The sequence below is a fragment of the Burkholderia sp. TSV86 genome (assembly GCF_001522865.1).
GTDB lineage: Bacteria > Pseudomonadota > Gammaproteobacteria > Burkholderiales > Burkholderiaceae > Burkholderia.
In genome coordinates, this window is record NZ_LOWB01000015.1 from 200614 (window position 1) to 220824 (window position 20211).

Below are 20211 nucleotides of genomic sequence, written 5' to 3' on the forward strand. Positions count from 1 at the left end.
CCGGCCTCAGAGATCGGAATAGAGCCGGCCGCGGTTGAACACGCGCGCCGGATCGAAGGCGGCCTTCAGGCCGCGATGGATTTTCATCAGCGGCGCGGGCAGCGGCGTGAAGGTGCCCGCGCTGCGGTCGTAGCTGCCGCTCGAGCGGAACAGCGTCGCGTGGCCGCCCGCCTGTTTCGCGCTCATGCGCACCGTCTGCGCGTCGGCGTCGGTGATCCACCAGCGCTGCGCGCCGCCCCATTCCATCATTTGCAAGCCGGGCAAGTGCAGCGGCTCGGTGATCGACGGCAGCGACAAGCGCCATAGCGCGTGGCCGGGCGCGAGCGACGCGAAGAACGGATCGCTCTGCTCGCGCACCCCTTCCCAGAAACGTTCGGCCTCGACCGCGTCCACCGCTTCGCCGCCAAGCGCGGTTTTCGCGCTCTTGACCGCGGTTTCCGCGCCGGATAGGCGCAGCACGAGCGTGTCGTAGCGCCACGCGCTCGCGGACAGCGGAAACGGGCGGCCCGCCCATTCGTTGAGCTTACGAACCGCGTCGGTCGCGTTCATGTCGAACTTCAGTGTGACTTCGGTGGCGGGCAGCGGCAACACCTTGACCGACACCTCGAGCATCAGGCCGAGCGTGCCGAGCGCGCCCGCCATCAGCCGCGATACATCGTAGCCCGCGACGTTTTTCACCACTTGCCCGCCGAATCGCAGCACGTCGCCGCGCCCATCGAGCAGCGTGACGCCGAGCATGAAATCGCGCGGCGCGCCGGTGCTCGCGCGGCGCGGGCCGGCGAGGCCCGTCGCGATCGCGCCGCCGATCGTCGCGCCGCGCCCGAAGTGGGGCGGCTCGAACGGCAGCATTTGGCCGCATTCGCCGAGCGCCGCTTCGATCTCGCAAAGCGGCGTGCCCGCGCGCGCGGTGACGACAAGCTCGGCGGGGTCATATGACACGATGCCCTGGTATACGCGGGTGTCGAGAATCCCGCCGTCGAGCGCCTGGCCATACCAATCCTTCGTGCCGCCGCCGCGGATTCGCAGCGCCTGGCGGTTTGCCGCGGCCTCGCGGATGCGCGCCGCCCAGTCGGCGACGATATCGTCCTGTTCCATCGCGTATCGGTGCGTTGATCGTTCGGTCGATTCTACCGGGCTGTTGCGATCGTACAGTTGGGCGAACCCCTTAGAAACTTCACCGTTGCGGCCGGGCGGGAAGGCTTGCGGCGGCCAGCCGGCTGCCCTGGCTGGCCGGGCGATTGGCAAGCCAGGCAAGGCCGGCGGCAACGCGCGTGCGCGCGCCGTCAAAAGCGCGGCAGTTCGGGGTGCGGCAACAGCCCGCCGCGCACGTGCTGCCGCCCGTATTCGGCGCAGCGCGCGCGGATCGGAATGCCCTTGTCGGGATTGAGCAGGCCGGGCGGATCGAACGCGCGCTTGACCGCGAAGAACGCGTTGCGTTCCGCTTGCGAGAACTGCACGCACATCGCGTTCAGTTTCTCGACGCCGACGCCGTGCTCGCCCGTCACCGTGCCGCCCAGCTCGACGCAGGTCTCCAGGATGTCCGCGCCAAACGCCTCCGCGCGGTGCAGCTCGTCGGGGTCGTTCGCGTTGAACAGAATCAGTGGATGCATGTTGCCGTCGCCCGCGTGGAACACGTTGATGCAACGCAGCCCGTAGCGCGCTTCCATCTGCTCGATGCGCGCGAGCAGCGGCCCGATCGCGCGGCGCGGCACCGTGCCGTCCATGCAGTAATAGTCGGGCGAGATCCGGCCGGCGGCTGGAAACGCGTTTTTGCGGCCGGACCAGAAGCGCAGCCGCTCGCGCTCGCTGCGCGACACCTGGATGCGCGTCGCGCCGTGCTCGCGCAGCACGGCGGTCATTCGCATGATTTCCTCGGCCACTTCCTCCGGCGTGCCGTCCGATTCGCACAGCAGGATCGCGGCGGCGTCCAGATCGTAGCCCGCCTGCGTGAATGCCTCGACTGCCTGCGTCGCAGGCTTGTCCATCATTTCGAGGCCGGCCGGCACGATGCCGGACGCGATGATCGCCGCTACCGCGTCGCCGCCCTTGACGACGTCGTCGAAGCTCGCCATCACGAGCTGCGCGGTTTGAGGTTTCGGGATCAGCTTGACCGTGACCTCGGTGACGATGACGAACATGCCTTCGCTGCCGATGGTCACGGCGAGCAGATCGAACCCCGGCGTGTCGAGCGCGAGCGAACCGAATTCGACGATTTCGCCGTCGATCGTCACGCCGCGCACGCGCATCACGTTGTGCACCGTGAGCCCGTACTTCAGGCAATGGACGCCGCCCGAATTCTCCGCGACGTTGCCGCCGATCGTGCAGGCGATCTGCGACGACGGATCGGGCGCGTAGTAAAGCCCGTATTGCGCGGCGGCCTCGGAGATCGCGAGATTGCGCACGCCGGGCTGCACGGTTGCCGTGCGCGCGTATGAATCGACCTCGATAATCTTCGTGAGCCGCGCGAGCGACAGCACGACGCCGAGCGTGATCGGCAGCGCGCCGCCGGACAGGCTGGTTCCCGCGCCACGCGGCACGATCGGCACGTCGAGCCGGTGGCAGATCTGCACGATGCGCTGCACCTGCGATTCGGTTTCCGGCAGCGCGACGGCGAGCGGCAGCCGCCGGTATGCGGACATGCCGTCGCATTCATACGCGGCGGTGTCCTCGTCGCGGTACAGCAGGCAATGGGTCGGCAGCACGGCCATCAGCGCCTGCACGACTTCGCGCTGGCGCTGCGTGCGCAACTCGGCCGACAGCGCGTCGGGGGCGTTCATGTCTGCTCCTCGGGGTGGGTCGGCGGCATCGGGCGGCGGCTTGCGGTCGTTGTTGTCATGCGTCGTCCATCGTGAAGATCTTGCCGGGATTCATCAGATTGCGCGGATCAAGCGCGCGCTTGATCGCGCGCATCGCATCGAGCGCGCATTCGCCGTGCTCGGCGGCGAGAAACCGCATCTTGTGCAGCCCGACGCCATGCTCGCCCGTGCAGGTGCCGCCCATGCGCAGCGCGCGCGCGACGATCCGGTCGTTCAGCGCTTCCGCCTCGGCGAACTCTTCGGGCTTGTTCGGATCGGTGAGCATCAGCACGTGGAAGTTGCCGTCGCCGACATGGCCGACGATCGGGCACAGCAGCGACGAAGCGTTCAGATCAGCCTCGGTTTGCTCGACGCACGCGGCAAGCTGCGAGATCGGCACGCACACGTCGGTCGTCACCGCGCGGCAGCCGGGCTTGAGTTGCAGCATCGAGAAGTACGCATGGTGACGCGCGGACCAGAGGCGCGTGCGGTCTTCGGGGCGCGTCGCCCATTCGAAGCCCGAGCCGGCATTCTGCGCGGCGAGCGCCTCGACCTGCTGCGCCTGCTCGCGCACGCCCGCGTCGGTGCCGTGGAATTCGAAGAAGAGCGTCGGCGCCTCGGCCAGCGTGAGATGCGCGGTGCGATTGATCGCGCGAATCGCGAGCGCGTCGACGAATTCGACGCGCGCGATCGGCACGCCGGTCTGGATCGTTTCGATCACGGTGCGCACCGCCGCGCTCATCGACGGGAACGCGCAGACTGCCGCCGAAATCGCTTCCGGATACGGATGCAGCCGCACCGTGACGTCGACGATGACGCCGAGCGTGCCCTCCGAGCCGACGAACAGCCGCGTCAGATCGTAGCCCGCCGACGATTTGCGCGCGCGCGTGCCGGTTTTCACGACACGGCCGTCCGCGAGCACTGCGCTCAAGCCCAGCACGTTCTCGCGCATCGTGCCGTAGCGCACCGCGTTCGTGCCCGATGCGCGCGTCGCGGTCATTCCGCCGAGGCTTGCATCCGCACCGGGATCGATCGGGAAGAACAGGCCCGTATCGCGCAGCGCGGCATTCAGCGCATTGCGCGTGACGCCGGGCTCGACGGTCGCGGTGAGGTCTTCCGCGTCAATCGACAGCACACGGTTCATCCCGGACAAATCGACCGACACGCCGCCGCGCACGGCAAGCAGATGGCCTTCGAGCGACGAGCCGGCGCCGTAGGGAATCAGCGGTACGTCATGGCGCGCGCAGAGCAGCACGGCGTCGCGCACGTCGTCGAGCGTTTGCGCGAATACCACGGCGTCGGGCCATTGCGGATCGAATGGCGATTCGTCGCGGCCGTGGTGGGCGCGCACCGCGGCGCCCGTCGACATCCGCGTGCCGAAGCGCGCGGCGAGCGCGTCGATGAAGCCGGCCGGCAGCGCGCGTTGAGGCGGCTCGGGGTGGTTCACATGCGTCTCCGGTGCGAGTTGTTTGTTGTATCGACGTTTCGTCGAGTCCGCGGTGAGGCAGGTTGGGGCGGCCGGATCATTCTACGCTCGAAAGCGCGCGTCTCGCCGCGAGCGCGGCTGCGATAATAGGGATTTCACCGACGCGGCGCGGACCGCCGCGGATCATGGAGACATGGATGGGCAACCGCTTGAGCAAGATCGCGACGCGCACGGGCGACGACGGCACGACGGGCCTCGGCGACGGCAGCCGCGTGCGCAAGGACGGCGCGCGGATCGCGGCGATCGGCGACGTCGACGAATTGAACTCGCACCTGGGCGTGCTGCTTGCCGAGCCGCTGCCGGATGAGATCCGCGCGGCGCTCGCGTCGATCCAGCACGATCTGTTCGATCTGGGCGGCGAGCTGTGCATACCTGGGCACACGGCGATCACCGATGTGCATCTCGCGCGCATCGACGCGTGGCTTGCGCATTACAACGCGCAACTGCCGCCGCTCAAGGAGTTCATCCTGCCGGGCGGCGCGCGCAGCGCGGCGCTCGCGCACGTGTGCCGGACGGTGTGCCGGCGCGCGGAGCGCTCCATCGTCGCGCTCGGCGCGCATGAGGCGCTTGGCGCCGCGCCGTGCCGTTACGTGAACCGCTTGTCGGATCTGCTGTTCGTGCTGGCGCGCGTGCTGAACCGCGCGGCGGGCGGCGCCGACGTGTTGTGGGACCGCACGCGCGCCCAGTAAGCGCGGCGGCACGAAGCCGCCGCGAGCATCGCTCAATCTTCCGATCAATGGTGTTATATTGCAGCGCGACAATTTGACCGTCGATGTCGCGCCTTTAAAAATGTAAATTTAAAGCATCTTTTTAGGGAGAACACTTCGATGACACAACTCACCGCTGATCAAATGGCGCGTGTGAAAGCGACCGCTCCGGTTCTCGCGCAACACGGCGTGACGATCACCAAACACTTCTACAGCCGGATGTTCGGGCGCCATCCGGAGTTGAAGCATGTGTTCAACCAGACTCATCAGAAAACCGGCAACCAGCCCGAGACGCTCGCGAAAGCGGTCTACGCGTATGCGGCGCACATCGACGATCTTGGCGCGCTGAGCGGTGCGGTGTCGCGGATCGCGAACAAGCACGCGAGCCTGAACATCCGGCCGGAGCAGTATCCGATCGTCGGCGAGAACCTGCTTGCATCGATCGTCGAAGTGCTCGGCGACGCAGTCGATGCCGACACGCTCGAAGCATGGCGCGTCGCATACGGCCAGCTCGCGCAGATCCTGATCGGCGCGGAGGCGAATCTGTACGCGGGCGCGGCGTGGAGCGGCTTTCGGCCGTTCCGGGCCGTGCGCAAGGTGCGCGAAAGCGACGAGATCACGTCGTTCTATCTGACGCCCGCCGACGGCGGCGCGGCGCCGTCGTTCGAGCCGGGCCAGTACGTGACGGTGAAGCGTTTCGTCGGCGATCTCGGGGTGGATCAGCCGCGCCAGTACAGCTTGTCCGATGCGCCGCACGGCAAATGGTTGCGCATCTCGGTCAAGCGCGAGGCCGGCCACGCAGATGCCGTGCCGGCCGGCAAGGTCTCGACGCTGCTGCATGACGGCGTCGAGGAGGGCGCGACCGTCGAGGTCACCGCGCCGATGGGCGATTTCACGCTCAAGCGCGAGGCCGGCACGCCGGTCGTGCTGATCTCGGGCGGCGTCGGCATCACGCCGATGGTGTCGATGGCGTCGACGTTGATTGCCGATGGCAGCCCGCGCGACATCCGCTTCATTCACGCATGCCGATCGGGCGCGGTGCATGCGTTCCGCGATTGGCTGAACGACGTGGCGCGCGAGCATGCGAACGTCAAGCGCACGGTGCTCTACGAGCAGGTCAGCCCTGATGATCGCGCGGGCGTCGATCATGATGTGCAGGGACGGCTCACGCCGGAGCGCATCGCGCAATATGCGCTCGCGCCGGATGCCAACTACTACGTATGCGGCCCGGTGGCGTTCATGAAGGCGCAGTGCGACGCGCTCGTCGCGCTCGGCGTCGCGCCGCAGCGCGTGCATACGGAAATCTTCGGCTCGGGCGTGCTTTCGTGACACGCTGACGGCCGATTGCCGGTCAACGCCAAGCCGCAAAAGCCCGGCTTGCCCTGAGCCGGGCAGGACAAGCCCGGCGTCGTGCGCGCCGGGCCGGCTCGCGGCGTGGTCAGTTTCCGCTGCCGCGCGCCACTCGCCGCGCATTTACCGCCGCGGCGAGCCCTTCGAGCACCGTCACGCTGTCGTCCCAGTTGATGCATGCATCGGTGATGCTTTGGCCGTAGGTGAGCGCGCAGCCTTCCTTCAGATCCTGCCGCCCCTCGACGAGGTGCGATTCGACCATCACGCCGACGATCCGCTCGTCGCCCGCCGCGAGCTGGCGGCCGATGTCCGCGCATACCGGAATCTGATTCTCGTGCTTCTTCGAGCTGTTCGCATGGCTCGCATCGATCATCAGGCGCGCGGCGAGACCGGCGCGGCCGATGTCCGTGCACGCGGCGTTCACGCTGTCGGCGTCGTAGTTCGGCGTTTTGCCGCCGCGCAGGATCACGTGGCAGTCCTCGTTGCCGGCCGTCGACACGATCGCCGAATGGCCGCCCTTCGTCACCGACAGGAAATGGTGCGGCTGCGACGCGGCCTTGATCGCGTCGACCGCGATCTTCACGTTGCCGTCGGTGCCGTTCTTGAAGCCCACCGGGCACGACAGTCCCGATGCGAGTTCGCGGTGCACCTGCGACTCGGTCGTGCGCGCGCCGATCGCGCCCCACGAGACCAGATCGGCGATGTATTGCGGGCTGATCATGTCGAGGTATTCGGTGCCGGCCGGCAGGCCGAGCGCGTTGATCTGAAGCAGCAGCTCGCGCGCGATACGCAGGCCGTCGTTGATCTTGAAGCTGTTGTCGAGATGCGGATCGTTGATGAGCCCCTTCCAGCCGACCGTCGTGCGCGGCTTCTCGAAGTACACGCGCATCACGATCTCGAGTTCGTTCTTGAAGCGTTCGCGCTCGCCGACGAGCCGGTTCGCGTATTCGAGCGCCGCTTTCGTATCGTGGATCGAACACGGGCCGATGACGACGATCAGGCGATCGTCCATTCCGTGCAGAATCCGGTGCATCGCTTGGCGAGCGTTGTAGATGAGTTCCGACACGGCTTCCCCGAGTGCGAATTCGCGGATCAGGTGCGCGGGCGGAATCAGCTCTTTCAGCTCTCGGATGCGGACGTCGTCGGTATTGTGCGGGGGCATGCTTGGGTTCTCCAGTTCTAGGCGCCGCCCGGTGCAGGCTGGTGCGGCTCGCGAGTCAAATCATTGCGTCAAATCGGATACGGGAAAGCGGCGGGGCGAAAAAAAACCGCCGGGTTCGCCGGCGGTTTTTCGGAATTTCGGTTGCGCTTCGTGCGCCATCACTCCTCTCGATCCGCCAGCGGCCTGAGATACCAAAAAAAGTAAAAATAAAACTTGGCGGACATGGCGAATGTGCGGTGCTGTAACGAGACAAGCGCGAAATAAGCGATAGACGATTTATACCCGGTCGCAACGCGGCTGACAATCCCGCGCCTTCAAAAATGCGGACAATCCGCGCGCCGCTCTGCGTTCGTGCGAATTGTCCGCGCGCCGATGCGGCAACGCCGCATTACGACGCGGTGCCGCCCACCGTCATGTTATCGAGACGCAGCGTCGGCTGGCCGACGCCGACGGGCACGCTCTGGCCTTCCTTGCCGCAGACGCCCACGCCGGTATCGAGCTTCATGTCGTTGCCGATCATGCTCACGTATTTCAGCGATTCCGGGCCGCTGCCGATCAGCGTCGCGCCTTTTACCGGATACGTGATCTTGCCGTTCTCGATCATGTACGCCTCGGATGCGGAGAACACGAACTTGCCGTTCGTGATGTCGACCTGGCCGCCGCCGAAATTCACCGCGTACAGCCCATGCTTGACCGACGCGATGATCTCCTGCGGATCTTTGTCGCCGTTGAGCATGTAGGTGTTCGTCATGCGCGGCATCGGCAGCGCCGCATACGATTCGCGCCGCGCATTGCCGGTGACGGGCATTTTCATCAGGCGCGCGTTCAGCGTGTCCTGGATATAGCCCTTCAGGATGCCGTCCTCGATCAGCGTCGTGCACTGCGTGGGGTTGCCTTCGTCGTCGATGTTCAGCGAGCCGCGGCGGTTCGGCAGCGTGCCGTCGTCGACGACCGTCACGCCCTTCGCCGCGACCTGCTCGCCGATGCGGCCGGCGAACGCCGACGAACCCTTGCGGTTGAAGTCGCCCTCCAGGCCGTGGCCGATCGCCTCGTGCAGCAGCACGCCGGGCCAGCCGGGGCCGAGCACGACGGTCATCGCGCCGGCGGGCGCGGGGCGCGCGTCGAGATTCACGAGCGCGGCGTGCACCGCATCGTCGACGTAGCGGGCGAGCACGTCGTCGGTGAAATAGCCGTAGTCGAAGCGGCCGCCGCCGCCGCCTGTGCCGATCTCGCGGCGGCCGTTGTGCTCGGCGATCACGGTGACGGACACCCGCACGAGCGGGCGGATGTCGGCGGCAAGCGCGCCGTCGCTGCGCGCGACGAGCACGACGTCGTATTCGCCCGCGAGGCCCGCCATTACCTGCTTGATGCGCGGGTCGCGGCTGCGCGCCATTTGCTCGACACGCTCGAGCAGCTTCACTTTCGCGGTCGCGTCGAGCGACGCGAGCGGGTCGGCGGGCAGATACAGGTCGCGGCCCGAGACGCCCGTGAGCGACGCGGCCGCGCGAATCTTGCGCTTGCCGCCGCCTGCCGCGGCGATTGCCTTCGTCGCGGCGGCCGCCTGGCCGATCGCGTCCGGCGACAGGTCGTCCGAGTAGGCGAACGCGGTGCGCTCGCCCGCGACCGCGCGCACGCCGACGCCCTGGTCGATACTGAAGCTGCCCGATTTGACGATGCCTTCCTCGAGGCTCCACGCTTCGCTGCGGGTCGCCTGAAAATACAGGTCCGCATAGTCGACACGGTGCGTGAAGATATCGGCGAGCGTGCGCGTGAGCAGCGCTTCGTCGAGGCCATACGGCGTGAGCAGGGTGTCCTTCGCGAGCGCGAGATTGCGGATGCCAGGTTCGATGATGTTCATGCGGATTCGGGGATTGTCGGAATCTGAAACGGTTGTCGGACGTTTTCGGTTATGAATGGGCGAGCGCGGCGGCTTTTCACCGGTTGCGGCCGCTTACGCGAGCACCCGGTGCCGCCACGCGGGCAGGCTTTGCCGCACCTCGGCGATCCGCGCCGGATCGACGTCGCCCGCGACGACGCCCGCGCCTTCGTCGCGCACCGCGACGATCTCGCCCCATGGATCGATCAGCATGCTATGGCCCCATGTGCGACGGCCATTTTCGTGCACGCCGCCTTGCGCGGCGGCAAGCACGTAGCATTGGTTCTCGACCGCGCGCGCGCGCAGCAGCGTTTCCCAGTGCGCGCGGCCCGTGGTGTACGTGAATGCCGACGGCACGACGATCAACGCGCAATCGCCCATTTGCCGGTAAAGCTCCGGGAAGCGCAGATCGTAACAGACCGATAGCCCGACCCGGCCAAACGGTGCATCGAATGTGCGCACCGCGCTGCCGGGGCGGATCGTGCGCGCTTCGTCGAATGATTCGTTGCCTTTGTCGAAACTGAACAAATGGATCTTGTCGTAGCGGGCCGTCTCGCGGCCCTGCGGATCGAACACGAGCGTCGTGTTCAGCACGCGCGCGGGCTCGGGCGCTTTCAGCGGCAGCGTGCCGCCGATCACCCAGACGCCGTGTTCGCGCGCGGCATCGGCGAGAAAGCGCTGCAACGGGCCGTCGCCGTAAGGCTCGGCGTGCGCGAGCTTGTCGGTGTCGCGCATGCCCATCAGGCAGAAATATTCGGGCAGCAGCACGAGTTGCGCGCCCGCCGCGGCCGCACTGGCGATCAGCCGGCCGGCATCGGCCTGATTGCGCGCCGGATCGGGCGTGCTGACCATCTGCAGCGCGGCAACGCGAAACGGCTTGTCTGACGAATGGCGGTCGGTCATGGTGAATTCAGCGGCACAAAATAGGGTGCGAGCCGGGGCGCGCGCCTGTCGCGGACATCAGCGACGGGTCTCGGGCGTGTCGTCCATCTTAACCCGTTCGCCGCGCGTGCGCTCGATGTGCGGATGCGCCCACGAGCCGGTGATCGCATAATCGATCGCGAACGCGTGCGCGAGCGTCTCCGACAGCGCGAGGTTCGCGGCCAGCACGCCGAGGCCGAGCAGCGGATTGACGATGGCCGCGCCGATCGCCGCCGCGCTCGCGCTGATCTTCGGCGCGACGTGCGCGTCGAGTTGCTGCGTTTCGTTCGCGAGATCGACCGAGCCTTTCACCGTGACCTTCGCGGGTGCCGCCGTCATCTGGAAATCCTGCGTGCGCGCGATGCCGTTGGCGATCTGCCCGGTGCCGGTGATCTTCTCGAACGGCAGCCCCTTGCCGATGACGTCGCGAAAGTCGAGCGTCAGGAAGCGCGCGAGGCCTTGCAGGCTCAGCACGCCGAGCAGCTTCGCCGCGCCCGGATCGACCTTCAGGATCTGGCCGTGCTCGAGATCGAGCGACAGGTGGCCGCCGAGCGTCGGATAGTCGATCGACGTGGGGCCGCCGCGCCAGCCGACTTTGCCCGACAGCGTGCCTCGCCCGTTCTTGACGGTGCGCGGCAGGCCCACGCGCTCGAGCAGCTCGCCCGCGTCGTCGATCGCGAGCGTGAAGTCGAACACCGTGCGGCGTGGCGCGTCGTCTTCGTCCACGCCGCGCGCGAGCGAGCGGCGCGACGTGCGCCAGTTGGCCGTTGCGGTGAGCTTCGCGGCCGGGTTCTTGAGTTCGAGCTTGTCGAGCTGCCAGACCGGGATGCCATTTTCGTCGACGTTGCGCGCGTCGACTTCGAGCCGTCCGATGTCGTGGCCGTGCGCCACCACCTGGTCGACGATGACGTCGATCGCGGGCATCGCGCGGTTCGCCGGCGTGGGCAGGTCGATCGCGCGGCCGACGAGATCGTGCTCGGCGCTATCCGGGATCACGAGTTTCGCGAGCCGCGCGCTCAGCACGCCCGCACCCGTCGGGCCGCCGCCCGGCGCCCACGACAGATAGCCGGATACCTGATTCGATGCGATATTGGCCTGCCATAGCTCATCGACGTGCGATGCGCCGACGATCACGTTTTCCCAATTGCGCTTGAGCAGCTTCAGCGTATCGAGGTGGAACGCGAAGCGCTTCGGCGCGAAGCTCGCGAGATCGATGGCGGGCGGCCGCGCCTGCATTGCCGGCTCTGGCGCGGCCGCCGGCGCGCGCAGCGACTGCGCGAACGCGAGCCACGCGTCGGCGTCGAGTTCGCGCATGTCGAGCGCGGCGCTCACGCCTTCCTGCGGCATGTCGGGCATCCGGTTCATCCCGAGCGTGCCGCGTACCGCGCGTATGGCCGAGCCGGGCTTCACGTCGAGCAGATAGTCCGCGGCGATCGGGCCGAGCGTGAAGCTCGCGCGCTCGAGCGTTTGGCCGCCCGGCTGCGGCTCGGGCGCGAATGTGAAGTGCAGCGGCATCGGCGTGCCGGCCGGCTTGGCGAGCGGCGCGGGAAAATTCAGCGCGATGCCCGTCAAGTCCGAGCGCGCGTCGATTTCGGGCAGCCCGCCCTTCGCGCCGCGCACCGCGAGCCGGTAAGGCGCTTCGCCCACGACGCGTTCGAGCGCGGCGGCGGCCGCGCCGCGTAGGTTCAGGTTCATGCCGCGCGCGGTATCCACCGACGCGCGGCCGTCGATGTCGAACGCATAGCGGCCGTTTTCCGCGAGCGAGCCGCGCGCGCGCAGCTCGCCGCCCGCAAAGCGCGCGGTGAGCCCGTCGACCGACGCGGTGCGCTGCGTGAAGCGCACGTTGCCGCGCAGTTGCGAGAGGCTCGGCACGCCGTCGGCTTCGAGCGTGTTGCCGTCGAAGCCGAGCGTGCCCTCGACGCCCACGTGCGGATGCGATACGTGCTGCGGAATGTCGAGCTTGAGCGCGAGCGTCGCCGGGCCTTGCGCGCGCACCCGCTCGCCGAGGTGTCCGGTGATGCCGGCAAGCGCGCTGTGATTCGCGTAATCGAGCAGATCGGCGAGCGGGCCGCGCCCGCGCCCTTCAATGACGAGCGGCGAGCGGGCCGGATTGCCCAGATCGTCGATGCGGCCGGTCGCGCCGGTGAGCGCGAATCCTTTGTAGCGCGCGCGGGCGATGTCAAAGCGCAGCTTGTTCTGCTTGAGTTCGAACCGGCCGTCGATGCCGTCGAATGCCGGCCAGACGTTCGGCGTGCCGTTTTGGAGCACCCGCGGCGGCTGAGGGGTCGGCTCGAAGCGGCCGCCCGAAAATGGCGCGACGATATGGAATACGCCCGCGTTCGGGTCGTGCTCATAGGGAAATTCGTCGAGCGGGCCCTTGGCGACGATCGTCGCGCCTTTGTTGATCTGCCCGGCCTGCAACGCATGGCCGAGGTACTGGCGCAGATTTTCGGACAGGCTCGTCGGCAGGTAGCGCGCAATGTGCGCGATGGCCGCGCGCTCGAAGTTCGCCGTCAGATCGAGCGAGCCGCGGCCGTGACCGGGGTTCGCGTAGCGGCCGGCGACCGAGATCGCGGCGTCGGCGTTCTCGACGCGCAATTCGGGCACCGCGACGTCGACTTGCGCATGTTGCCCGCCGGCGGCCGCCGGCGTGACGGTCCAGCTTGCGCGGCCGCGCAGCCGGTCGAACGTCAGGCGCGGATCGTCGAACACGCCCGGCACGGTGACGGCCGCGTCCACGCAATCCACGCTGACCGAGCCGCCTTGCTCGTTGGCGTCCACATGCCCCCACAGATTCTCGACGCCCGGAATCCCGACGCGCGGATGGCCGTGCGCCGACAACCCCGGCGGCGGCTCCTGCGCTTCGATGCTGATGCCCTGCAGATCTCCCTGGAACCGGTAGCGGATGATCGGCGCGGTGCCGCTTTGCCGCTCCTGATCGACGAGCGCGGCGGTCTCGGGCTTGGCGCGCTCGACTTCCAGCGCGTAGTTGGCGACGAGCCCGCGCGGATCGAAGCGCACGAGTTCGTTGCGCAGCCGCGCGGGCAGCGGCAGCCCGCGGACGAACTCGGACAGGATGCCGAAGTCCACGCGATCGCCCGACACCGACAGCAACTGGCCTTCGTCGACGTTCGGCACGCGATAGCGCGCGCTCAGCGTGTGCAGCGAGAGCGCGCGCGACAGCGGCGTGCCGTCCGGCAGCGCAGGCTGGCTGAGTTCGGCGTGCAGCCGCGACAGATGGAGCGTGTAGTCGCGCTTCGGGTCGATCGCGAGATCCCAGCCGAAGCGCGCGATCGGGATGTCCAGGCGCGGCTGGGTCGGGCGCACGCGCAGCGCGACGTCGTAGCCGTGCAATTCGCCGCTCGCGGTTTGCAGGTGGCCGTTGCCGAAGCGCGCCCAGATCTTGTTGTCGATCAGGCCCGCGTAGGCGGTGAGCCGGATGTCCGCATAGCGGGAAAGCGTGGGCAGATCGACCGGGCCCGTCGACAGATATGCGTCGCCCGTCCAGTTCGACGGCTTGCCGACCGGCGCAAGCGGCTTGTGCGTGAAGCGCGCGCGAAAATCCAGCGGGCCGCGCAGCAGCGTGCCGTTCGCGGGCGCCTGCAATGCGAGCCGGTGGATGAGCCCGTCGTTGAGCACCGCGATGCGAATGCCGTTCAGCGCAAGCTCGGGCGCGTCATGCTGCGCGTCGCGCCAGCGCAGCGTGCCGCCGCGCAGCACGATCGCCTCCTGCTTGAGCAGCCACGCGCTGAATGTATCGTCGGCGCGGGTTTTCGTCGTCGTCGGAACGGCGACGCCCGCGATGAACAGCGTGCCGTCGGCCGCGCGCTCTGCGAGCAGATCGGGCGCGTCGACGACGAGGCTCGACAGCGTCGGCGCGAGTTGCGCAAGCGAGCGCCACGACAGCGCCGCGCTCGCGTGCGGCACCGACAGCGCGAGCTTGCCGCGCCGGTCGCGAATCGTTAGGCCGGTGATGTCGACGCCCGGCTGCATTCCCGACCAGTGCGGCGCGAGCCGGCCTATCCTGAGTTCGGCATGCAGCTTTTCCGATACGAAGCTTTCAATCCGCGGACGGAACTCGTCGATGCGCGGCAGCAGCAGGTAGCGCAGCCCGAGAAACAGCGCGGCCGCGATGAAGTAGACGGCGATCGCGATCGCCAGCACGCCCTTGAACACGCGACGCAGGACCGGGTGATCGTGCTGCGGAGGTCCGGCTACGGGCGTTGAGGCGGAATCCTGGCGGTCGGACATGCGGCGAAGGAGGGGCGATGTGGTAGCTTTAGGTCGCTTGCTGACTAACGTCCAACTGTATCACACGGGTTTCCCCCGGGCGGGCCTCGACGGCCGCGTGTGTGGGCTGTCCAGCCTTTCTCAGCGCCATGCGCGCCCGACGATGACCGACGCCTCCGCTTTGCTGTCCCTTTCGTATTCGCACTATCTGGCGCGCGCGGCAGCGGCGCGGCCCGCGCTCGCCGAGCGGATCGCCGCGTGGGCGGCCGCGCCCGTCACGCGCGCGGCGCTCGACGCGCGCTTTGCCGAACTGCTCGCCGAAGGCGGCGCGCCGCCGTCCGAGGAATCGTTGAGGCGCGCGCTGCGGCAGTTGCGCATCGAGGCGTTCGGCGCGCTCGCCGAACGCGATCTGGCCGGCCGCGCCGATGTTGCCGAAGTGACCGGCACGATGACCGATCTGGCCGAACTGGCGATCCAGCGTTCGCTCGCGCTGCTGTCCGCGGAACTCGGCGCGCTGTTCGGCGAGCCGCGCGGCCCGGCGGGCGAGCGGCTCGTGCTCGGCGTGGTCGGGATGGGCAAGCTCGGCGGCCGCGAACTCAACGTCTCATCCGACATCGACCTGATCTTCGTCTACGAGGACGACGGCGAGACGGCGGGCGGCAGCCGCGCGCCGATTTCCACGCACGAGTTCTTCACCCGGCTCGGGCGGCGGCTGATCGGCGTGCTGTCCGAGGTGACCGCCGACGGCTACGTGTTTCGTGTCGATATGCGGCTGCGCCCGAACGGCGATTCCGGCCCGCTCGTATGCAGCCTCGGAATGCTCGAGGAATATTTTTATGTGCAGGGCCGCGAGTGGGAACGCTATGCGTGGATCAAGGGCCGGCTCGTGTCCGAACAGCACAGCGACGCGGCGCAACGCCTCGCGCGGCAGCTCGATGCGATCGTCAAGCCGTTCGTCTATCGGCGCTATCTCGATTTCGGCGTGATCGGCGCGATCCGCTCGCTGCACGAGCAGATCCGCGACGAGGCGCGGCGGCGCGCGACGATGCGCCCGGACAAGGCCGACGACATCAAGCTTGGCCGCGGCGGCATCCGCGAGATCGAATTCAGCGCGCAGGTGTTCCAGTTGATACGCGGCGGGCAGGACGCCGGCTTCCGGGTGCGGCCGACGCTCGCGGTGCTGCGCCACGCGAGCGCGCGAGGGCTGATCGGCGACGACGTGCGCGCCGGGCTGACCGATGCGTATCTGTTCCTGCGCACGCTCGAGCACCGGCTGCAGTACCGCAACGACGCACAGACCCACGCGATGCCCGTCGATCCCGGCGAGCGCGCGGCGCTTGCCGCGTCGCTCGGGTTGGCTGATTACGCGGCGCTCACGGCGGCGCTCGAGCGCCACCGCGCATTCGTCGAGGCGCAGTTCGATCAGGTGTTCGCCGACAAGGCGGCCGACGGCCGAGGCCGCGCCGACGCTGGCGAAGCGGGCCGGATCTGGAGCGCCGCGCTCGGCGACGACAGCGCCGACGACGCGCTCGCCGCACGCCTGGGCGGGCTCGGTTTCGCCGATCCGGCGGCGATGCTCGCGCGGCTCAAGGCAATCTGGCGCTCGTCGCGCTATGCCGGCCTGCCGGAGACGAGCCGGGTGCGCTTTGAGCGCGTCGCGCAGCGCGCGCTCGAAGCCGCGCCGCGCATTGACGCCGCGCACCGCGACGAAACCGTCGCGCGCTTTTTCGACCTGCTCGAGACGGTCGGCCGCCGCGGCGCGTATCTCGCGCTGCTGACCGAATACCCGGCGGCGCTCGAACGCGTGCTGTCGGTGCTTGGCGCGACGCGTTGGGGCGGCAGCTACCTGATTCGCCATCCGCAACTGCTCGACGAGCTGCTCGACGACGAGGCGATCGACAGCCCGTTCGACTGGCAGGCGTTCAAGAGCGCGCTACGCGCGCGGCTTGCCGCCGCCGACGGCGCGGAGCAGCAGATGGACCTGCTGCGTCACGCTCAGCATGCCGAAGTGTTCCGGATTCTGCTGCTCGACCTGGCGGGCAAGCTGTCGGTCGAGCATGTGAGCGACCGCCTGTCGGAGCTGGCCGACGCGATGCTCGACGTGACGATCGAAGTCGTCTGGGCGCAACTCGCGAAGCGCCACCGCGACACGCCGCGCTTCGCGGCGATCGCATACGGCAAGCTCGGCGGCAAGGAACTGGGCTATGCATCGGATCTCGATCTGATTTTCCTGTACGACGATCCGGACGAGCGCGCGGCCGACGTCTACACGACGTTCGCGCGGCGTCTGATCACGTGGCTCACCACCGCGACGGGCGCGGGCACGCTGTTCGACATCGATCTGCGGTTGCGGCCGAACGGCGAGGCGGGCCTGCTCGTCACCGATCTGGACGCGTTCCGGCGCTATCAATTGCGCGAGGGCGACGCGGCGAACACCGCATGGGTATGGGAGCATCAGGCGCTCACGCGCGCGCGCCACAGCGCGGGCGACGCCGCGATCGGCGCGGCGTTCGAGGCGATCCGCGTGCAGGTGCTGACGATGCCGCGCGATGCGGCGGTGCTCGCGCGGGAGATTGTTGGAATGCGCGACAAGGTGCTCGCCGGGCACCCGAACACGAGCGCGCTGTTCGATCTGAAGCACGATCGAGGCGGGATGGTCGACGTCGAGTTCATCGTCCAGTATTGGGTGCTGCTGCATGCGGCGCGGCACCCGGAGATGCTTCGCAATACCGGCAATATCGCGCTGCTGCGCGAGGTCGCGCGCTTCGGGCTGATGAGCGACGCGGAGGCCGAGACGGTCGGCGCTGCGTACCGGACTTACCGGCGGCTGCAACATCGGCTGCGGCTCGACGGGATGGAGAAGGCGCGGGTCGAGCCGCAGCGGGTTGCCGACGAGCGCGCGGCGGTGGCCGCGCTGTGGGCGCGGGTGTTCGGGTAGGGCGCGCGACGCGCGGCGGCTCGAACGCGCGTCGGTCCGCAAGCGCTGGCGCGGCGGCGCGCGCCGCCGTTGCCGCGCTGCCGGTCGGCAGCTGCCATGGCCGCATCAAGCGGTCAGCATTTCCTTCGCGTGTCTGCGCGTGGTTGCGGTGATTTCGAGGCCGCCCAGCATTCGCGCGACCTCCTCGATCCGGCTCGCTTTGTCGAGCGCGACGACGCTCGAGACAGTGCCGCCCCGCGCATCCTGCGCCTTCGCGACCTGGAAGTGCTGATCGCCGCGCGCGGCGACTTGCGGCAGGTGCGTGACGCACAGCACTTGCCGCATGCGCCCGAGCTGGTGCAAAAGCCGCCCGACCACCTCGGCGACGCCGCCGCCGATGCCCGTGTCGACTTCGTCGAAGATCAGTGTCGGCGTCGGGCTCGCCGCGCTCGCGATCACCGCGAGCGCGAGGCTGATGCGCGCGAGTTCGCCGCCCGATGCGACCTTCGCGAGCGGCCGCAGCGGCACGCCCGGATGGCCCGCGACACGGAACTCGATCTGCTCGAGGCCGTGCGCGCCGCCTTGTTCGAGCGGCACGAGCGCGACCTCGAAGCTGCCGCCGGCCATCGACAGTTCCTGCATCCCCGCCGTCACCGCCGCGCCGAGCGCCTTGGCGGCCGCCTTGCGCGCTTTCGACAGCCGCTTCGCGTCGGCGAGATACGCCTCCCTCGCGCGCTCGGCGGCCGCGTGCAGCGCGGTGAGATCGGCGGCGGCGTCGAGTTCGGCGAGCTGCACGCGGCGCGCGGCATGCTCGTCGTGCAGCGTCTGCGGCGGCAGCCGGAATTTGCGGGCGGTGGAGTGCAGCGCGTCCAGGCGCGTTTCGACTTGCGCGAGCCTGTCCGGATCGAGATCGAGCCGCTGCGCGCAATGCGACAGCGAATACGACGCTTCCTGCAACTGGATTTCGGCCGGTTCGAGCGACGCAAGCACGTCGTTGAGCGCCGGATCGTATTCGGAGAGGCTTCTGAGCTTCGATACGATCGCGCGCAGTTGCGTGAGCATCGCGCCGTCGGATTCGGAAATCGCGGCGAGCGCGCCCTGCACGCCGTCGATCAGGTTCGCCGAATGCGTGAGTCGCTTGTGCTCGGCGCTGATCTCGTCCCATTCGCCCGGCAACGGCGCGAGCTTGTCGAGTTCGGCGAGCTGCCACGCGAGTTTTTCGCGTTCGAGCTGACGCTCGCGCTCGTGCGACAGCGCGGCTTCAATCGCGGCGCTCGCGTCGCGCCACGCGCGAAAACGGCGCGCGACGGCCGCCGCGTCGTCGGCGAGCCCCGCATGCGTGTCGAACAATTCGCGCTGCGCGTCCGCGCGCATCAGCAATTGGTGCGCATGCTGGCCATGAATGTCGACGAGCATTTCGCCCACTTCGCGCAGTTGTGCGAGCGTCGCGCTCGTGCCGTTGATGAACGCGCGCGAGCGGCCGTTCGCGTCGATCACGCGCCGCAGCATCACCGTGTCGTCGGCGTCGAACGCGTGTTCGTCGAGCCAGCGCGCGACGCGTTCGTGCGGCGTGAATTCCGCGCTGATGTCGGCGCGGCCGCTGCCGGTGCGCACGACGCTCGCGTCGGCGCGCTCGCCGAGCGCGAGTGCGAGCGCATCGATCAGGATGGATTTGCCGGCGCCCGTTTCGCCTGAGAAGACGGTGAAGCCGGTGTCGAATTCGAGGTCGAGCGCGGCGACGATGACGAAGTCGCGGATCGAGAGATGGCGGAGCATGGGTGTTGGGCGGCGAAGGAGAACGTCAGGAAGCGGGATCGTCGTCTGCTTCGGTCGACGGATGTTCGTTCCAGTGCAGCTTCTTGCGCAGCGTCGCATAGTAGCTGTAGCCGACCGGGTGCAGGAACGGCACCATGTATTTGGAGCGGCGCACCTCGATCGTGTCGTTCAGCTCGAGCGCGGTGAATGATTGCATGTCGAAGTTCACGTTCACGTCGCGGCCGCTGACGATCCGGATGGCGATCTTCGAATCGTCCGGCAGCACGATCGGCCGGTTCGACAGCGCGTGCGGCGCGATCGGCACGAGCACGATGCCTTGCAATTGCGGGTGCAGGATCGGCCCCGACGACGACAGCGCATACGCGGTCGAGCCGGTCGGGGTGGCGACGATCAAGCCGTCGGAGCGCTGGTTGTACATGAAGCGGCCGTCGACCGACACGCGCAGCTCGGCCATCCCGGAAAAGCCGCTGCGATTGACGACCACGTCGTTGAACGCGAGCGCGTGGTAGATCGGTTCGCCGTCGCGCACGATCCGCGCTTCGAGCAGCGTGCGCTCCTCACGTTCGTAGCTGCCGGCGAGCATGGCCGGCACGACGTCCTTCATGTCGGACGCCGGGATATCGGTGATGAAGCCGAGGCGGCCGTGGTTGATGCCGATGAGCGGCGTCTTATACGGCGCGAGCTGGCGGCCGATGCCGAGCATCGTGCCGTCGCCGCCGAGCACCACCGCGACGTCGGCGCGCGCGCCGATCTCGGCGGGCGTGAGCGCCGGGTAGCCGGCCGCATGGCCGGCGGCGCCGATCGCCTGCGCGGTGTCCGCCTCGAACACGACTTCGAAGCCGCGCTTGGCGATGCACGCGGCAAGCGTCGTCAGCGGCTCGACGATGCCTGGCGTATTGCTGCGCCCGACGAGCGCGACGGTGTGGAATTGATGGCCGATTTTCATGCCGGCATTACACCATAGCTCGATGACGAAAAGAACCGCCCGGCG

12 protein-coding genes are annotated in these 20211 nt (G+C 68.3%); 3 read left to right on the plus strand and 9 right to left on the minus strand.

Annotation, left to right across the window (positions count from 1 at the left end):
- Nucleotides 1–6: 6 nt before the first annotated feature.
- From glcE to WS68_RS01660, 3 genes are all read right to left on the minus strand, one after another.
- Complete coding sequence (gene glcE / locus WS68_RS01650) at nt 7–1095, minus strand: glycolate oxidase subunit GlcE (RefSeq protein WP_059569128.1); 1089 nt, start codon at nt 1093–1095, stop codon at nt 7–9.
- A gap of 188 nt (nt 1096–1283) precedes the next feature.
- Nucleotides 1284–2777 carry an FAD-linked oxidase C-terminal domain-containing protein gene (locus tag WS68_RS01655; protein ID WP_059569129.1) on the minus strand — a complete coding sequence of 498 codons (1494 nt, stop codon included), beginning with the start codon at nt 2775–2777 and terminating at the stop codon, nt 1284–1286.
- Nucleotides 2778–2832: 55 nt separating this feature from the next.
- Nucleotides 2833–4242, minus strand: a complete 1410-nt coding sequence (locus WS68_RS01660) for an FAD-binding oxidoreductase (RefSeq protein ID WP_059569130.1) — start codon at nt 4240–4242, stop codon at nt 2833–2835.
- 176 nt (nt 4243–4418) lie between these two features.
- Between WS68_RS01660 and WS68_RS01665 the strand changes: the two genes are divergently transcribed.
- Entirely contained in the window at nt 4419–4970 is a 552-nt protein-coding gene (locus WS68_RS01665) for a cob(I)yrinic acid a,c-diamide adenosyltransferase (protein WP_059569193.1), read from the plus strand.
- A gap of 57 nt (nt 4971–5027) precedes the next feature.
- Nucleotides 5028–6317 carry an NO-inducible flavohemoprotein gene (gene hmpA, locus WS68_RS01670; RefSeq protein ID WP_442857140.1) on the plus strand — a complete coding sequence of 430 codons (1290 nt, stop codon included), beginning with the start codon at nt 5028–5030 and terminating at the stop codon, nt 6315–6317.
- 109 nt (nt 6318–6426) lie between these two features.
- Here the strand turns inward: hmpA and aroG are convergent, their stop codons facing one another.
- The 4 genes from aroG to WS68_RS01690 form a co-directional block, all read right to left on the minus strand.
- Entirely contained in the window at nt 6427–7500 is a 1074-nt protein-coding gene (gene aroG / locus WS68_RS01675; RefSeq protein WP_059569132.1) for a 3-deoxy-7-phosphoheptulonate synthase AroG, read from the minus strand.
- Nucleotides 7501–7888: 388 nt separating this feature from the next.
- Entirely contained in the window at nt 7889–9358 is a 1470-nt protein-coding gene (gene tldD / locus WS68_RS01680; RefSeq protein ID WP_059569133.1) for a metalloprotease TldD, read from the minus strand.
- Between the two features lie 93 nt (nt 9359–9451).
- Entirely contained in the window at nt 9452–10279 is an 828-nt protein-coding gene (locus tag WS68_RS01685) for a carbon-nitrogen hydrolase family protein (protein ID WP_059569134.1), read from the minus strand.
- Between the two features lie 57 nt (nt 10280–10336).
- Complete coding sequence (locus tag WS68_RS01690; protein WP_059569135.1) at nt 10337–14548, minus strand: YhdP family protein; 4212 nt, start codon at nt 14546–14548, stop codon at nt 10337–10339.
- A 142-nt stretch (nt 14549–14690) separates the two neighbouring features.
- On the opposite strand from WS68_RS01690, the gene glnE reads away from it, so the two are divergent.
- Complete coding sequence (gene glnE, locus WS68_RS01695; RefSeq protein ID WP_059569136.1) at nt 14691–17465, plus strand: bifunctional [glutamate--ammonia ligase]-adenylyl-L-tyrosine phosphorylase/[glutamate--ammonia-ligase] adenylyltransferase; 2775 nt, start codon at nt 14691–14693, stop codon at nt 17463–17465.
- A 105-nt stretch (nt 17466–17570) separates the two neighbouring features.
- Here glnE and recN read toward each other — a convergent pair whose 3' ends face one another.
- Nucleotides 17571–19220 (minus strand): DNA repair protein RecN, encoded by a 1650-nt coding sequence (gene recN, locus WS68_RS01700; RefSeq protein ID WP_059569137.1) that lies wholly within the window; start codon nt 19218–19220, stop codon nt 17571–17573.
- A gap of 25 nt (nt 19221–19245) precedes the next feature.
- The gene (locus tag WS68_RS01705) at nt 19246–20166 is read right to left on the minus strand and encodes an NAD kinase (protein WP_059512895.1); all 921 of its coding nucleotides are present in this window, start codon (nt 20164–20166) and stop codon (nt 19246–19248) included.
- Nucleotides 20167–20211 lie beyond the last annotated feature (45 nt).

Excerpts from the sequence above, each read along its gene's own strand:
- glcE (WP_059569128.1), bottom strand. The coding sequence starts at position 1,095 with ATGGAACAGGACGATATCGTCGCCGACTGGGCGGCGCGCATCCGCGAG.
- WS68_RS01655 (WP_059569129.1), bottom strand. The coding sequence starts at position 2,777 with ATGAACGCCCCCGACGCGCTGTCGGCCGAGTTGCGCACGCAGCGCCAG.
- WS68_RS01665 (WP_059569193.1), top strand. The coding sequence starts at position 4,419 with ATGGGCAACCGCTTGAGCAAGATCGCGACGCGCACGGGCGACGACGGC.
- aroG (WP_059569132.1), bottom strand. The coding sequence starts at position 7,500 with ATGCCCCCGCACAATACCGACGACGTCCGCATCCGAGAGCTGAAAGAG.
- tldD (WP_059569133.1), bottom strand. The coding sequence starts at position 9,358 with ATGAACATCATCGAACCTGGCATCCGCAATCTCGCGCTCGCGAAGGAC.
- WS68_RS01685 (WP_059569134.1), bottom strand. The coding sequence starts at position 10,279 with ATGACCGACCGCCATTCGTCAGACAAGCCGTTTCGCGTTGCCGCGCTG.
- WS68_RS01690 (WP_059569135.1), bottom strand. The coding sequence starts at position 14,548 with ATGTCCGACCGCCAGGATTCCGCCTCAACGCCCGTAGCCGGACCTCCG.
- glnE (WP_059569136.1), top strand. The coding sequence starts at position 14,691 with ATGACCGACGCCTCCGCTTTGCTGTCCCTTTCGTATTCGCACTATCTG.
- recN (WP_059569137.1), bottom strand. The coding sequence starts at position 19,220 with ATGCTCCGCCATCTCTCGATCCGCGACTTCGTCATCGTCGCCGCGCTC.
- WS68_RS01705 (WP_059512895.1), bottom strand. The coding sequence starts at position 20,166 with ATGAAAATCGGCCATCAATTCCACACCGTCGCGCTCGTCGGGCGCAGC.